General features: G+C 38.0%; 15 protein-coding genes and 1 pseudogene. 6 read left to right on the top strand and 10 right to left on the bottom strand.

The annotated features are described in order from the left end of the window. Nucleotides 1-11: 11 nt before the first annotated feature. Nucleotides 12-398 (top strand): holo-ACP synthase, encoded by a 387-nt coding sequence (acpS, locus tag AACZ41_RS08375; RefSeq protein ID WP_339627949.1) that lies wholly within the window; start codon nt 12-14, stop codon nt 396-398. 44 nt (nt 399-442) lie between these two features. Here the strand turns inward: acpS and AACZ41_RS08370 are convergent. From AACZ41_RS08370 to AACZ41_RS08335, 8 genes and pseudogenes are all read right to left on the bottom strand, one after another. Next, a pseudogene (locus AACZ41_RS08370) lies at nt 443-526 on the bottom strand (ATPase); the annotation flags it as partial. A gap of 28 nt (nt 527-554) precedes the next feature. Continuing rightward, entirely contained in the window at nt 555-1,601 is a 1,047-nt protein-coding gene (locus tag AACZ41_RS08365) for a nucleotidyl transferase AbiEii/AbiGii toxin family protein (protein WP_339627948.1), read from the bottom strand. A gap of 23 nt (nt 1,602-1,624) precedes the next feature. After that, nucleotides 1,625-2,353 (bottom strand): DUF6577 family protein, encoded by a 729-nt coding sequence (locus AACZ41_RS08360; RefSeq protein ID WP_339627947.1) that lies wholly within the window; start codon nt 2,351-2,353, stop codon nt 1,625-1,627. Nucleotides 2,354-2,417: 64 nt separating this feature from the next. Beyond that, on the bottom strand, nt 2,418-3,080 hold the full coding sequence (locus AACZ41_RS08355; RefSeq protein WP_339627946.1) for an ATPase: 663 nt from the start codon (nt 3,078-3,080) through the stop codon (nt 2,418-2,420). Then, the gene (locus tag AACZ41_RS08350; protein ID WP_339627944.1) at nt 3,064-3,816 is read right to left on the bottom strand and encodes a hypothetical protein; all 753 of its coding nucleotides are present in this window, start codon (nt 3,814-3,816) and stop codon (nt 3,064-3,066) included. Before AACZ41_RS08350 ends, AACZ41_RS08355 begins: the two co-directional genes overlap by 17 nt. Nucleotides 3,817-3,819: 3 nt before the next feature. Further along, on the bottom strand, nt 3,820-4,104 hold the full coding sequence (locus AACZ41_RS08345) for a helix-turn-helix domain-containing protein (protein WP_041495894.1): 285 nt from the start codon (nt 4,102-4,104) through the stop codon (nt 3,820-3,822). Nucleotides 4,105-4,380: 276 nt separating this feature from the next. After that, nucleotides 4,381-5,220, bottom strand: coding sequence for an RteC domain-containing protein (locus tag AACZ41_RS08340; protein ID WP_339627942.1), 840 nt, complete (start codon nt 5,218-5,220; stop codon nt 4,381-4,383). Between the two features lie 15 nt (nt 5,221-5,235). After that, nucleotides 5,236-7,638 carry an aminotransferase class I/II-fold pyridoxal phosphate-dependent enzyme gene (locus AACZ41_RS08335; RefSeq protein WP_339627941.1) on the bottom strand — a complete coding sequence of 801 codons (2,403 nt, stop codon included), beginning with the start codon at nt 7,636-7,638 and terminating at the stop codon, nt 5,236-5,238. 201 nt (nt 7,639-7,839) lie between these two features. On the opposite strand from AACZ41_RS08335, the gene AACZ41_RS08330 reads away from it, so the two are divergent. From AACZ41_RS08330 to AACZ41_RS08310, 5 genes are all read left to right on the top strand, one after another. Beyond that, the gene (locus AACZ41_RS08330) at nt 7,840-8,256 is read left to right on the top strand and encodes a hypothetical protein (RefSeq protein WP_339627940.1); all 417 of its coding nucleotides are present in this window, start codon (nt 7,840-7,842) and stop codon (nt 8,254-8,256) included. Nucleotides 8,257-8,266: 10 nt separating this feature from the next. Further along, nucleotides 8,267-9,193 (top strand): helix-turn-helix domain-containing protein, encoded by a 927-nt coding sequence (locus AACZ41_RS08325; RefSeq protein ID WP_339627938.1) that lies wholly within the window; start codon nt 8,267-8,269, stop codon nt 9,191-9,193. Nucleotides 9,194-9,283: 90 nt separating this feature from the next. Next, the gene (locus AACZ41_RS08320; protein ID WP_339627937.1) at nt 9,284-9,730 is read left to right on the top strand and encodes a MauE/DoxX family redox-associated membrane protein; all 447 of its coding nucleotides are present in this window, start codon (nt 9,284-9,286) and stop codon (nt 9,728-9,730) included. Next, the gene (locus AACZ41_RS08315; RefSeq protein WP_339627936.1) at nt 9,727-10,785 is read left to right on the top strand and encodes a hypothetical protein; all 1,059 of its coding nucleotides are present in this window, start codon (nt 9,727-9,729) and stop codon (nt 10,783-10,785) included. The genes AACZ41_RS08320 and AACZ41_RS08315 overlap by 4 nt, the downstream gene beginning before the upstream one ends. Before the next feature lie 113 nt (nt 10,786-10,898). Then, entirely contained in the window at nt 10,899-11,162 is a 264-nt protein-coding gene (locus AACZ41_RS08310; RefSeq protein ID WP_339627935.1) for a DUF6520 family protein, read from the top strand. Between the two features lie 55 nt (nt 11,163-11,217). On the opposite strand, the gene AACZ41_RS08305 is transcribed toward AACZ41_RS08310, so the two are convergent. Then, nucleotides 11,218-13,530: a zinc-dependent metalloprotease gene (locus tag AACZ41_RS08305; protein ID WP_339627934.1), complete on the bottom strand. Its 2,313-nt coding sequence runs from the start codon at nt 13,528-13,530 to the stop codon at nt 11,218-11,220. Beyond that, a complete protein-coding gene (locus AACZ41_RS08300) occupies nt 13,517-14,845 on the bottom strand; it encodes a RagB/SusD family nutrient uptake outer membrane protein (protein WP_339627977.1) in 1,329 nt (442 codons plus the stop codon). Before AACZ41_RS08300 ends, AACZ41_RS08305 begins: the two co-directional genes overlap by 14 nt. Nucleotides 14,846-14,918 lie beyond the last annotated feature (73 nt).

Here is a 14,918-nt window from a genome sequence, read left to right as displayed (position 1 = left end):
AAGAGAGTAAAATGATTATTGGTCTTGGTTGCGATATAGTAGAACATTCAAATTTCGAGAAATTAGCGTGGCTTAATGATGACAATACTTTGAGAAGAATTTTCTCAAAAAATGAAATAGCTATTTCGCCTAAAGTAGATGTTGAAAAGTATTATTCTAGTAGATTCGCAGCAAAAGAAGCTGTCTTGAAATGCTTAGGAACTGGTATGGAAGATGGAATATCACTAAAAAATATTGAAATTATAAAAAGTCAGACTGGTTTACCTCAGGTGTCATTATCGGGAAAGGTTATGAAAATATCAACTTCGAAAAAAATCACCAGTTGGCATATTTCAATATCTCATACCACAAGTACATCAGCTGTGTTTGTTATTGCAGAAAGCGTAAATTTAAAATAAATTAATAAAGATTAGTTTAAGACAATAAGTTTATAAACTGATATTCACTTCCTCTTATCCCTAGCCTTCGTATCAAAAGCAATCAAATTAAATAGTTCTCGCATTTTGCTACGAACAAGATTTCCATAGCTGAATCTTGGGTTAAAAAAATAAAACTTAATTTATACTCAAAGTTTTCCACCAATAAAAAAAAGCCTCAGGATTACTCTTTTTTAGCTTATTTAACTTGTTGAATTGAGTATCTTCGATTAACCAATCTTTAACCTCTAGCGGGTTTTCAAACTTGTCAATGTTATTATGGTCAGACGATTTTATTAATTCGGATAAGTAGGCCACTTTTGAAGCTGCTGTGATGGCTTCCTCAATATTAAACTTCTCAATGGTGAAATTTGTAAAGTTGCTAACTCCAGTTTGAAGGTGTTTAAATTCATCAGATTTAGTGTCACGAGTTGAAAGCACAAAACAGGCTTCTTGCGTGTCGTTTAAAACTTCCTCTGCGGTTATATCTAATCTTCTAAACGATAGTTCTTCCTTAACGACTTTTGCATAACTGTTACGAACTACATTCAAATCGGAAATATTTTCCATTAAAAAAGCAACATCGAATAACTGTTTGATAATTTCAACTGGCCTTCCCTTGCTATACAAAATCCCTGTAGTTTTTGGTGCGAATGCAGTTAGTTTATCGCCTAAAATGGCATCAAAAGTTGGCATCTTTACATTGTTAATTTCGCCTTCTGTTTGAATCCAATCGTGGGCAATCGAAATTTCAGTAAGTTCGGGATATGGATTTGGTGTGTATAGCACATCTAATAATATGGGTTCAATGCTACCATCAACATTGCTTTTGTAGTATGTTTTGAAATGACCCACAGGCGCATCAGGTGCATGCTTTCTGTCGTTATCATCTTCCCAATTTATAAAGATGGTCGTTTCACAAATTTTTTTCAATATGGTTTCGATGTCGCTTTGGGTTTGCTCAGTTATAATATCAATGTCAATGGAAAATCTTTTAGGTTTTTCTGTTGCTAATAATAAAGCGGTTCCGCCTTTAAAGATAAATTCCAAGCCGTTTACATCAAGCTGTTCTAATAATATCAGAGCGTAAATGACTTTCTCTATCAGTTTTGGGTCATACTTTTTACCTAGTCTTTTTTTGACTTCGTAAATCCAATCTGGATGATATGTACTTTCTTTAATCATTTATATTAAATTTTGGCAAAAAATTAATTTTTTGCCAAAGTTAAATTTGTTCTTTGTTCGACTTCTTTTTCTCTATTTCGTCTGTGGGCATAGCGTTTCATTTTCCCTTGATTAATTCCAAACTTGTCAAAAGCTGATTGATATATAAAATTCAATTCCCCTTGTTGGGCAGCATACAGTTCGGTATCAATAATCATATCGACTAAAAGTTTTTCTAGCGATGGGGTTACTACATTTTCGATTTCGACCATAGGTGCTTCGGAAACTAATTGCTTTAAAATAATTACATCATCACTATTATGAATGTATAAATCAAAAGTTTCCGCATCTGGTTCTAAAAAAACGGGTTTACCTTGGTCTTTTAATTTGTAAAAAACGGACTGAGCAGCATCTTTCTCTAGCTCTATAACTGTATAAAATTTAAAAGGTTGGTGTCGCATAAAGTCGTTTAACCATAGCGTGTTCCAAATGCAAAACTCTATGAATGGATAGTCCTTTTTTATTTTGTTGAACAATCGTTTGAGTTTGGTATCAATAGTGGGTATATATTCTTTTTTTTCTTCCAACGCATATAAGCCTCTAGTCGGGTTCTTTAAGATGCCTTCTTTTTTTAGCTTCGATAAATACACATTTATTGAGCTTTTCTTTAGATTAGGAAAGTCCTTTAAGATGCTTTCAACTAAATCATTCTTTGAAATAGTTCGATTCCCTTTTAAATATGATGGTATTTTATTTTCTATCGTTTTTATCAAAAATGTAATTTTAATTAATCTTCGGCAAAATACATTAAATTTGCCAAAGTTTAATAGTATTGTGCTATTTTCTTTTATCCGTAGCCTTCATATCAAAAGCAATCAAATTAAACAGTTCACGCATCCTACTACGGACACGATTGCCATAGCGTTCTTCCAATTCTTCAGCATTGAGATTTGTTGTAGCGTGAGTTTTTACTTTGTGTTTGGTCTGTAGGTACAATTCATATCGGGAAAGCAATACTTCACCCATCACATTTAAATCTTTACCGTAAAAGCGTCCAGCAGGTTCAATACCCAAATCATCAAAGCAATAAAATCTAGTGTTCCCATAATCCTCTATGGTTTTAAAACCAAGGTGGTTAAAACTGAAAGCAACATTCCTGCACGGAATCATTTCGTACGGTCGTTGTAGCGGTACGATGTGTCGCAATAATTTCATTAAACTTGTTTTTCCACAGCCTACGGGTCCAGAAAGCAAAATGCCTTTGTCAATGTCTATTCCATACTTTTCACAATTGTCCTTATCCTTGATAAAATAGTGGCAGAGCTTTCGGATGATTGTGATATCTTCATCATAGATTCTGAAATTTTTTCCGAATAATTGTCTGCCTTTGGCATTCAAGTAAATCAAGATTTTATCAAAATCGTATAGCACACTTTTGCCATCAAATTTTCCTAGCGAATATTCCACACCACCTTCGATAATTTTAGAGGGGTTGTCCATAGTCTTTGTTTTTAGTGGTTCGCAAGTTGTCCTTGATTTGGGACGCTTCTTTAAAGTTTGGTTTGTTTTCCTCAGCGAAAAGTTCAGTTCTATCCATCCAATTTGTGGCTACGGAGCGCCAATCTCTAATCGGTTTCCCATCGCTGGTTTTCCAATTGCGAGTTTCATAGTGTTCATAGAATTTTTTTCCTTCATCAGCATTAATACCTTTTTCAATAAAAAAATCAATAACGGCCTGCCAGCCCTTTGGTTGTTTTATATTGTTTACTTGTTTGGTATTGTTTATAGTAGATACCAATGCTTGTCCACCTATGGGACGGTGCAAGTCCACAGCTTGTCCGTTTATGGGATGGTGCTGTCCCGTAAGCGGTACACCATTGGGACGGTACTGTTCCGCAACCTGTTCTAATATGGGATTGTACCGTCCCATATCCGGTTCATCACTTGTCCCGATAATGGACATCTTGATTTTACTGCCCTTATATGGATTGTTGGAAGGAAAGTAGCTTAGATAGTCCCAAGCATTTAAATCGGTCACACATCTGTGGTATGTGGATTTTGAGCCTATTTTAGACGCAAGCATCAAATCCCTGCGGTTCACGAAAAATTCATCCGCAAATCTAGAGCTGTTCCATTCTTGGAAAAGCGCCATATACAGGCTAATATGCGTAGGATTAAGGCGGTCATCAAAATAGAACTTCTCAAAAGCCGCATTAAGTAGCTTTATATAGTTCATCGCTTAAGAGTTTAGACCGTGATGCACGCGGTTGGCATCCATAACTTTTTGAATTTCCTCGGTATCGTAATAAATGATACCACCAACTTTAGTGTATGGCAATGTGCCATTGATACGAAGATTCTGCAATGTGCCAGGGCTAACTTGAAGCAAGTCCATAACCTCAGAAGATTTAAGGTATTTTTTGAGTTTCCCGCTGGCTTGTCTGGTCAATAATTTTTTGATGTCATCGAGCAATTCCATTTTGAATTCCCGAAGGTCGTCTGTGGTAATAATACTTGTCGGCATAATAGAACGGTTTTAATAGAAAGGGACTATCTGTGTTTGTGATTTTAAATGATAGTCCCTGACCTGATTTGACTTTCGTTCTGTAAAACTGACAAGTATTATTAAGACCTTTTCTAAACCTATGATAGAGTTGGGGAATATTTTTATTTCGTAGATTTTCAGCATTGAAGAGATGAATTTTTCTAAATACCAGTTAATTTTCAAGGTATTATGTCAAAAATTCAGGTTTTATTGAAACTCCCAACTTGGTCCATAGTTGGGGATAGTGTTACCTATTCATTCGTCCAAAGAATTCATACGTTGATTCAACATTTCAATCAGCCTTTCCAAAAATTTAGTTCGACTTGTCTTTCTTGATCTTATTTCAATGAAGGTGTGATAATAATTACCAAGATCAACATTGTAAAAATGCTCAAAATGTGATGCCAATTCCTTGATATCTACAGTTCCGCTATTGATAGCGCTACTGGCATGGAGTGCATAGAGCAACTCTATTAGCTCGGTCTTGCTACCGGTCCAAAAAAGTTTCGATGGTTTTTGCATAGGTATGTTTTCAGGTATTTCTATAATCTTGTCGAGAGTGTCAACCTCTCTTTTGAGATAAACGATAAGCATATCATACGCCATTATGTTAGCGACGGTACCGTCTTGGCATGTTGAAAATTGGTCATCTATCAAAAAGTGAAAGGATTCTAATGGGAGTCTTAAATCACGGTTTCCCCTAATAAAATAATGTTCATCCAAGGACATCGCACCGCGGCGGTAATAATTGTAAAATTCGAGATTATCGTTAAAAAAAATTTGGAGTTTATCTATTTGATGTTTCAAATATTTTACTTGAGCCATGTTGCTTACCCTTGGCCTTTTACTTTCAATATTAAAAAGTTTACCGTAATAGATTAGCTTACTGAAAATTTGAGGTTTAATATGTTTAAAGAAATAAATTTCTTCAGTTTGCGACGTAAAGGTTTTCTTTACAATTTCTTTTTGTAGTTTTTTGATATATTTCTCTACCAATACAATACCTGTTTCTGCCTTGAAGAGAATATCCCCTTCTCCGTTCTCCAACTTATCCAGTTGGGTCTCGAATTCCGTTAACAGTTGTTGGTATTTCATATGGATACTAATTTCTCACTGGCCTTCCATTATTCCCAAAAGTTCCAAAGTATAGTTGTCCGCTGTCTGTAAATAGGCATACTTTTCCATAATTTTAGCACCTAGCTTCTTTTTTTCGAAAGAAGCCGTCATACCCATGTCAATTTTGGGAAACCTTAATTCTATGGCTCGTTCGATGGTTTTTAGCAATAATATTCTGTAAGTACCGAACTTCTTGAGATAGTCATAATCCATTCCTACGAATGCAGGTACATATACCCTTGCTGAATTCATGTAACAGAGCATCGCCCCGATCAATAATTCAGGTTGTTCTTTTGAGCTAACCAGTATGAACTCCCAAAACGGATTTTCGTTCATGTGATCAAATAATTTCTCCGGGAACGGAAATGTGTTGAGCCCAAGATTATGCTGGTGTACATTACTATATAAATGTTTAATTCGCCCAATTTCGGTTACTGTACAATTGTTCGCAACCTTGACATAGACCTTTTCCAAATTTGGTTCGATATCTTTCCGTAAGTGCTTTCTATTCCGGGATGAGAGATTTGCTATAAACCCTTTTATATTTTGTGTACCCTTCAAATCTACCATGCAGGAATTAGGCATTTGAATCCGTACAAAGCCATTTCCTTGAAGGTGTCGGTGCCAGGAAGTATCCTTACGAAAATCACGTAGTACTATCATTTTTGAATTAAGTTTCTGTTGGCTATCCTCCATCCGACGGATCAAGGTGTTCATCGCTTCAATTGCTTGGGGATGTTTCTCGTCCCAATAAAGATGATTCCCTTCCGTGAAAAGACATCCTAGTGAGAGCACCATGGAAGTCAGATGATAGGGGTCATTTTTTCGAGATTCTTCCAGTTTTCTTGAAACTTTCTCATGGGCAAGCATATCATCTTTCCAAAGAGAATGAGTATAGAAGGTCGCCAAAATAATTTCACCGGCATTATCTTTAATGGTCAAATAACGAAAGGTCCAATTAAACTCCTTCCTATCGTTTCTTTGAAAAACATTTTCAAGAAATTTTAATCCATCCCAATCATAGCCCCCTTGGCCACCCATTAAACGATTCCACTCATTTTTATCCATTGCTTCAATCGTTTTCTTTTCATGGGTTTCTAGTCCTTCATTGAAAATCCTTACTCCTTTTATCTTCGATTGAAGGTTGAAGGCATAAAAAACCTTTTCTGAAGTCGTTTGTGTTTCCTCCAAGGCTTTTGGAAAATGAAAAATCATTGCATCAACCAATGCTTTAATTTCCTTTTTCTGATTGTGCCTTGAGATTGTTATCCTTACACCTGTATTTTTTACTGGTACAGCAGGAAAAATACCAAGATTCACATAGAACCCTTCTTTCATTAGGTGGTTGACGAAATTGTATCCTGTTTTGGGCATTCCTGTCCCGATAAAGAATACGGGAGACTCATTATGGTCGATTAAAGGAATATCTGTTTTGGCCAACAGGCTGTTGAAATAGTCGATTCGTTCCCTTAAATCTTCCTGAAGGTCATAGATATCTTCGGATAGATGGATTTTGGCCGATGCAATTGCGGCGGCAACGGATGCGGGTTCCAATTGGGCTGAAAAGGTCAAGGGGCCACCGAAGGTCTTAATTTTTTTATAAAGTTCCTGATTCGAACAAGCCAAAAGGGCACCGCTCGCCCCAAAGGTCTTACTCAACGTTCCGAATAACAGAACATTATGGGGGAGGTCTCCCAATTGCCCTAGTACGTAACCCGTTCCATTTTTACCAGTCCAGCTCATTCCATGAACATCATCGAAATAGAAGCGTAATTGGGGATATTTTTTACCTAACTCTATTAAATCACTTACGGGTGCATAATCCCCGTACATAGAATAAATTCCATCGGCCATATACCAGATATGCTTTTTAGAATGTGTATATTTTTTCAATTTGTCCTCGAGCATTTCAAGATTGTTATGGCGTATCATTTCTATTGGAACGCTACGGGTTTTTAACATTTTAGCAGCATTTTGAACGCTCCAATGTACTTGATGGTCCAGAATGATGACATCATCATCATCGACGGCACTTGGTATGACCCCAAGATGACCAAGTGTACTGTTTTTGGTTATAATGATCGGTGCACTGTACATTTTGGTGACGAGCTGTTCTAATTCGTGGTACAGAGGATTGGAAATGTAGGATTTCGATAAAGGGAACTGTGTTCCGTAATTTTCAATGGCCTGAATTGCGGCTTTTTTCAGCCGTGGATCTTGTTCGAGTCCAAGATAGCCAGTCGTCCCAAAATGAAATAGGTCCCGATTCTTTACCCTTATTTTTCTTCCGGAAAAAGATTTACCTTCTGCATAGAGGTGCAGTACTCCTTCTTGTTTTGCGTCCGTGAATACCTCGTGTACGGTGTTCAAAAAATTGTGGTGTTTAATCTTTGCCATAATACTTACATTTTATATGATGTAAAATGTAGTAGTATTTGTAAGATTATCTATTAAATGATAATAGAGTACTCCGTTTCAGATAAATAATATTCCGTTGGAGATAATAAAATACTCGATTATTAGGGGCATAAATGAATGCGACTCCATAAACGGATATATTATTTTTGTAATTTCAAGACCGATACCAGTTTTCTGAACATGAAAAAATACCATAAAAATAAATTTGCGGTCTATTTGTTGACCGAGAATCTGATGCATATCGTTTATACAGTAAGAAGCATAAACCTCAATGCGGCTCAGATTATAGTCAGGGACCGGATGATGGTACAAGAGGGGCTGGCAATGCCTGTACTTTGTGATATTCGAGAATTGAGGATGGTCAATAAACAAGCAAGGGATTTCTTTGCCTTGGAAGGGTCATTATTAATAAAGTCCTTGGCTTTTTTGATAGCGCCACCGATCACTGATGTACTGAGCGAATTTTACTTGAACACCCAACGAAGCGATATACCCTCAAAATCCTTTACCCTAAAATCGGAAGCCTTGCATTTCATAAAAGGTGCAATCCCCATTTTAATTTTTTTGGAGTGGGCGCTACCTATATTTAACTATTAAATTTGACACTATGGTCAATAAGGATGATTTCCGCTTGAAGCGTATTAACCAAATGCTTATTGAGATGGCAAAAGGGAATTTTTTCTATAGCCTAGAACCTTCCGATAAAAACGATAACATTGCTTCCTTAATTGTAATGATAAATATGGTCAACGAGGAGATTCAATCATCGTTCATTCATCAAGGATTCGTAAGTACGAGGCAGACACCACAATTTTTTATCGAAATGTCGCTGATTGTTGACAAAGACGGAATTGTTGAAATGGCCAATCATAAGGCAATTATCATATTATCCAGATTGAAGGACGATATCTTGGGAAGACCGTTTACAGAACTTCTGATAGAAAGTTCGCAAAAAAAATGGATTAAAGGAATGAAGAACTTTTTGAATAAGGAGTATTTGGATACCTCCATTCAACTGGACTTTAGAACTAGGGATGGCTTAGTGATTTCAAAAAGCTGCATGGTGAGTAATTTCAGAACTATCAAGGGAAATTCAAATAAGATAATAGTGAGCACAGTCCTTTTTTCGAATAGGGAACCTTTTGGAAAAGGGCTATGGAAAAATGCAATCAAACCAAGAAGGGATTCAAAAGGGCCAAAGATAAAGTTGAGCCATGAGGATATCCAAAAAATTAGACAAGTACATGATTTGATCCTTAATAATTTAGAGACCGACCCACCGCACTTAAAAGAACTTGCTCTTCAGATGGGTACAAATGAGTTCAAATTGAAGTATGGTTTCAAAGAACTGTATGGCACAACCGTTTTCAGATTTCTAATACAGGAACGCTTGCGTAGGGCAAAAACCATGATTCAATATACGAGCAAGTCACTGAAGACCATTGCACATATGGTGGGCTTCAAAAGCATCCCTCATTTTTCAAGAGCGTTTAAGGAAAAATATGGACGGACTCCTAGTTCCTTGAGAAGTTGAAATACTTAGTATTAAAATCCTTGTCGGATAATCAATCCTCCTACAGAAGTAAATAGGACACTCTAAATTTACCATGTCAATACAAACGATATGGTCACCTTGGAAAAACTTAGAAAAAATATACCCTACATCACAAGCATGCTGTTTGTCGTTTTGTTCGTATATGCTGCTTCAAGTAAGTTGTTCGACTACCAACAATTTCAGATACAATTGGGCCAGTCTACTATTCTAACGGCGTATGCGGATACCGTTGCTTGGATAGTCCCGACCTTGGAACTGGTCCTGTCTTTTTTCCTTCTATTTGAACGATACCGACTTTTTGCCCTATATGCGTGTTTGAGCCTTATGACCATGTTCACCGTTTATATTATTCTGATTTTGTACTTCAGTGATTTTGTTCCCTGTTCCTGTGGTGGGGTTCTTGAAAATTTGAGTTGGAAGGAGCATGTGGTTTTCAATGTTCTGTTTATTATGTTCGCCTTGTTCTCAATTCTGGAACTAGAAAAACGTAGAAATTCTAAATGTGAAATGATATGAAAAGAATTGCGGGATATAAAAAAATAATCGGTGTTGTATGTTTGGCAATAGGGTCGGTAGTTCTTTTGTTCCTATTGTCCGAGAAGGAGGTTCATCGTAACAACGCGTTTACGAGAAGATTTACCCCACATCCAATTTTCAAAAAAAGAGACTTTGAACTTGGTCATAATTCGTATTATATCGCTGGCCTTGATAGGGATATACTCTATTTAGGAAACCCTACTACGCCCCTTTATTTACTGAAAATAAACTTCTCATCCAAGGACACCGCTCAAATCAAAATTGATATTAAAGAAAGTAATCTTCCTTTTCGAAACATAAAGTTTAGGCTATATCCACCATACTTTTTTATGCTGGATGGTACCGTACCGTGTATTTTTCGAGGGAGGATCAACGAATGGATTGCTAGGCCCTGGTCGCTGGATTCCGTTTTTTTTGATGTGGCGATACCGGTGGATAGCCAACGTCTTATTATAAGGTCGTTTGATGGAAATTCCCACAGCACAATATTGGGAATCATGGATAAGGACACGTCGACCTCCGTATCATTAAAGCATGGAATTCTAGAAAAACAAATAGATGGGGTATTCGATGTAGATGGTATATTGACCTATTCTACTGAACCTAATCTTTTAAGTTATGTCTATTATTATCGTAACGAGTATATCATCATGGATAGTGATTTAACGGTATTGAAGCGTCAACAAACCTTGGATACCGTACATAAAGCACACCTCCAAGTCGCCCCTAGCAAGCAAGGTGCAGTCACGGAAATGCTAGCGCCTCCATTAATCGTAAACAATAATTCCTCTTTGGACGGAGAGTTAATCTATACCAACTCCAACCGATTAGGAAAATACGAGGATAATAACATGCTTGACCAAGCATCCATTATTGATGTCTATAATTGGAAAAATGACATTTATGGATATAGTTTTTATCTATATAAGGAAAGAAGCGAACATGTCAATGAAATCAAGGTAAGCAATAATACCCTGTATGTATTGGTCGGAAACCGCCTATCCACCTATGAAATTCGGAATAGTGATAACTGAATAATTCAGTTTGCTAAATAATACTGGGAAACCATTTATAAAACTACCGGCCGGTAGCGGGGCAAGATCGAAAACCCGTTAATAGAGTAGATCATCATTTAAATTTTTATATCATGAAAAAGCAAAAGTTCAAATTTCTGATTCCGGCGCTCGCCATTGTATTCGCAATAACCGCAAGTGCCTTTACCGTTAAGGATAATAAACTTCTTGACGAGAATAATGCGATTGCAGGGGAATATTACCTGAATGCTTCCAATCCATGTGAGCCAATTTCAGTATCTGGATGTGATATCTCAGGACGAAAGGTCTGCCAATATAATGGACAGACTGTTTTTCAAGCAGGCACCAATTGCCTGATACAATTGAAAAGACCATAAAGGTCCAATCAAAAAAGGGAGTCAATTGACTCCCTTTTTATTTTTGTACAATCCGCTATAAATCAGGATCGATTTTCATTAGACATATTTTTAAATGTTCCTTGTTATTACCACCTTCAATTTTCTTTAGCGCAGATTGAATTTGTTTCGCAAGGTCCCGCAAATTTTCGGCGTAAGCACTTTTAAGGGACTGGCTTGTGCTACGTCCTAATTGTAGCACTTTAATATTATCATAATTTGTCTCCGATTTCAAGTGATTTATCAATAACGTGATATATTCCAACTGCAACTCTTGTCGACGTTTTGATATTTGGGTTTCCTTTTCATGTAATTCATGGAAAAGGCCAGCTTGAAGTTCCGCTAGGAGTGGTGCTATAAAATTTCGATATTCCGGGCGCTTTTCCATAAATTCCAGCCTGCGCATTCTTTGCACGTTCAACACATCCGATAATAAATTGATCTGATGGATCATGAGTATGTCCGAACCTGTGGAATAGGAAAGTCTATTCACAAAACTTGGGCTACTCAACCAATCCGGTACTATAAAAGCATTTTCAATCAAAAATTTCAACGCTCTTTTTTGTTCATCGATGGGCGTAGGTTCAAAAACATCTCCCTTTTGAAATCCAGCCTTATTATAAATGGTAACCCCCCCGATTAAGGATGTGACGTGCTTCATTTCATCGAACCATAGTTCCAAAGTCTTGTCATATAGCCTATCCAATAGGTCATCATCACGTTTGTCCCTATTCAATGCAGGTAATAGCTCCAAGACCTTTTTGATATTTTTAAGTCCCAATTCGGTACTCCTGACCGGATCGTTATTATCAACAACTTCATTCGTATTTCCTGGACCGATTTTTCCATAGTTGTCCGAATTAAAGCGGAACCAGGCAATGCTATCTTTCTCCCTTATCATGGCATCCAAGTAGGGGAGTTCATCATAAAGATGTTTTGCGCTGAGTAACATGGTATAGCCCCATTTTATATGGTGAATATCCATAGGTCCAACTTTCTGGACAAGAAGCGAAGGCGGAACATGATCTTCCGGCTGTGCAATATAATTATGACGTGCATAGGTCATTACGCTTGGGGTATGCCCCATTTCCCTGAGCCAATCGACATCCCCCATTTTATCGACCGGATACCCATATTCTCCAAAATTTGCATCCATAATACCAAAGGCATGGCCTGCCTCATGTGCGGTAACGGACTGAATGAGGTCTCCCACAAGGTCATCTGAAAATGGATAGTTCAAGGTTCTAAGGTCCAAGGGTGCACAGCGCACCAAATATTCGTCGCTAAGACTTTGCAAAGAGCTACTTATCAATATATCAGCCTTAAGAATTTCCCCGGACCGATGATCGGTAACAAGGCGAACTGAAGAGCCGGATTCCATCTCCGCGCTCCTGATTCCCGAATAATTGGCCCACCGAATCAGGGAATAGTTGACACTGTTCTCACTCGATATGGAATCAGGTAGTTCTTTAACTTCAATGGCATTTTTGAACCCGGCGGCTTCAAATGCTGGTGACCATTCCATTATCCCTGCCCTAAGGTACCTTTTCCACTTGTCCGGTATGGCGGGGTCGAAATAAAATATAATCGGCTTAATTGCTTCGCTTAGTTTTTGCTCGGGGTATTTTTTTTCTAGCCTCCACCTTGCAATAGTCGCTTTATAATTTCCATTTCTTCGGTTACTCCAGTTAACGTCCAACATGTATCCCATTCTATGGTCGAACAATCTTCCTCGCATAGGTTCTGGCAACGTATAAAAGCTATAATCGACTGAAATGGACCTTGGGCTATCCTCGGTAAGGGTCTGACTTGTCCTAATAATGGTCTCCCCGTCCATAAATTCGACACTTTTGACAAATGAAAGGTCTCGCAGTATGGTTTCTTGGGAATAAAATCGGAACCATCTGATTTCCAAATTCAGTAATAGGTCCGTAGCATCTATCACCAGTTGATTACCCTTACTTTTTTCAGTGATTAAAGGAAATTTTCCGAGAACACGTTCTTCTATGGTATAATCGCCATCTATAGGAATCAGCTCACCCATGACCGATGTTACCATTTGTTGTGAGAGTACTACTTGGTTTCCGATTTGGGACCATTTAACATGTAACTGATTCATATGGTGCCGTACGAATAATATGGGTTTGCCAATGATACTTTTATCAAGTTCCAAATAGATCTTATCATTTTCCAGATATGCTCCTATACCATTGTTGGTCTGCCCATTCAGCGGGCAGACCGTTAAGAAAAGAATGGTGAGACATAGGAGGGGAACTAATCTCGAACAATGTCTACCAGACTTTTCTCGAACAATGGAGCTAACCCAAAAAAATAAATTAATATCCTTCATTCTGAGGTCCGAGATTAGGATTCAACAATAGCTCTGATTGTGGAATTGGAAGAACCAGTGAACTACTTTTCCAATCCGGTTTGATAGGTGATAAAATAGGCGTGGCCCTTCCAGTTCGTTTTAAATCAAAGAAGCGATGTCCCTGTTCCGTAAAAAATTCAGCTTTTCGCTCCTGAAGAATGGCTTCCAATAAATCATTCGGATTGCTTGTTGAGATTGAAGGCAACGCGGCTCTGTTCCTTATTGCATTAATATAGTCCAAGGACATTTCTATATTTCCTAGATGGGCATGTGCCTCTGCTGCAATCAAATACAGTTCCGGTAAACGTATTAAAATGGAATATTCTTCCGTATCTGCCGTAGGTGTATTACGTTGATATTTATTTGGGAAGTACCACGTGTTGTCCCCGTCCGAAACTGTTCCGACCCAAGCCATAAACCGTGCATCGTCAGCCTCGAATCCATTACTTAATTGGGTTGATAAGGTTGAATTGGGGGGTGGCCCACTTGTGAATACAAAGGTGGATGCCTCCTCAGTATTGTTTCCCGGAACGTCTGAATCCAATTGCCATAAGGTTTCGGGACTGTTTTTTTTAAATACGATGTCAAGATTGTCAGTTAAGGAGTAGGGGCCACCGTCCAGCACCTCCGCAGCTTCATTCATAGCTTTGGACCACTGCTCTTGATATACGTAAACCCGTGCCAAGAATGCGCTATTAACGGAATGGTTGGGGCGGTAAGAGCCAATTCTCCCCTCAGAATTTGAAAGTAAGGTTTTGGCCTGGAGCAAGTCGCTCTCGATCAATGGGAACACCACCGAGTTTTCCGATCGAGCTGTTTCGCTATTGATTCTGTAGTCCGTTGTCGTAATATATGGGATATTCCCAAATAAATTAGACAAGTTAAAGTGCATATATGCCCTTAGAAAATAAGCTTCCCCAAGAAATTGATCCTTATCTTGATCCGATAGTATGTTAGACCCTTCGACCCCTTCAATAATACTGTTCGTGGCATAGATCAATTCAAACGCCGTATTCCATAAAAGTGCGACCGAACTGTCCGAGGCCGGAACGCGACTATTGGTAAATCCTTGAACACTGGGTAGATCATTGCTGAACAGTTCAAGTTCATCCGCGTAATGCGCCATTAGGTATGATGTTCCTGAAATACTTCCCGTCGAAAAAGCTTGATCACGTAATTGCCCATAAATATGTGCAAATGCCGCATCGACCGTTGCGGGATCCTCAAACACCAATTGCCCTGTCAACTGATTGGTGGGGGGGTCGATATCCACAAAATCCTCACAGGCGATCATACACATGAGTACAATTAGGCTCAAAAAGAATATTCGTTTAGGTAATCTCAAATTGTTAGCATTTAAAGTTTTA

Source organism: uncultured Maribacter sp. (assembly GCF_963974015.1).
In the GTDB taxonomy this organism is placed as follows: domain Bacteria; phylum Bacteroidota; class Bacteroidia; order Flavobacteriales; family Flavobacteriaceae; genus Maribacter.
Note: the sequence above shows the minus strand (reverse complement) of the source record. Positions and strands in the feature narration are given on the sequence as shown.

What these genes read in the sequence shown, in the direction of transcription:
- AACZ41_RS08320 (WP_339627937.1), top strand. Translation starts at nt 9,284, where the DNA reads ATGGTCACCTTGGAAAAACTTAGAAAAAATATACCCTACATCACAAGC.
- AACZ41_RS08365 (WP_339627948.1), bottom strand. Translation starts at nt 1,601, where the DNA reads ATGATTAAAGAAAGTACATATCATCCAGATTGGATTTACGAAGTCAAA.
- AACZ41_RS08345 (WP_041495894.1), bottom strand. Translation starts at nt 4,104, where the DNA reads ATGCCGACAAGTATTATTACCACAGACGACCTTCGGGAATTCAAAATG.
- AACZ41_RS08300 (WP_339627977.1), bottom strand. Translation starts at nt 14,845, where the DNA reads ATGATCGCCTGTGAGGATTTTGTGGATATCGACCCCCCCACCAATCAG.
- AACZ41_RS08310 (WP_339627935.1), top strand. Translation starts at nt 10,899, where the DNA reads ATGAAAAAGCAAAAGTTCAAATTTCTGATTCCGGCGCTCGCCATTGTA.
- acpS (WP_339627949.1), top strand. Translation starts at nt 12, where the DNA reads ATGATTATTGGTCTTGGTTGCGATATAGTAGAACATTCAAATTTCGAG.
- AACZ41_RS08305 (WP_339627934.1), bottom strand. Translation starts at nt 13,530, where the DNA reads ATGAAGGATATTAATTTATTTTTTTGGGTTAGCTCCATTGTTCGAGAA.
- AACZ41_RS08340 (WP_339627942.1), bottom strand. Translation starts at nt 5,220, where the DNA reads ATGAAATACCAACAACTGTTAACGGAATTCGAGACCCAACTGGATAAG.
- AACZ41_RS08330 (WP_339627940.1), top strand. Translation starts at nt 7,840, where the DNA reads ATGAAAAAATACCATAAAAATAAATTTGCGGTCTATTTGTTGACCGAG.
- AACZ41_RS08335 (WP_339627941.1), bottom strand. Translation starts at nt 7,638, where the DNA reads ATGGCAAAGATTAAACACCACAATTTTTTGAACACCGTACACGAGGTA.
- AACZ41_RS08325 (WP_339627938.1), top strand. Translation starts at nt 8,267, where the DNA reads ATGGTCAATAAGGATGATTTCCGCTTGAAGCGTATTAACCAAATGCTT.
- AACZ41_RS08355 (WP_339627946.1), bottom strand. Translation starts at nt 3,080, where the DNA reads ATGGACAACCCCTCTAAAATTATCGAAGGTGGTGTGGAATATTCGCTA.
- AACZ41_RS08315 (WP_339627936.1), top strand. Translation starts at nt 9,727, where the DNA reads ATGAAAAGAATTGCGGGATATAAAAAAATAATCGGTGTTGTATGTTTG.
- AACZ41_RS08350 (WP_339627944.1), bottom strand. Translation starts at nt 3,816, where the DNA reads ATGAACTATATAAAGCTACTTAATGCGGCTTTTGAGAAGTTCTATTTT.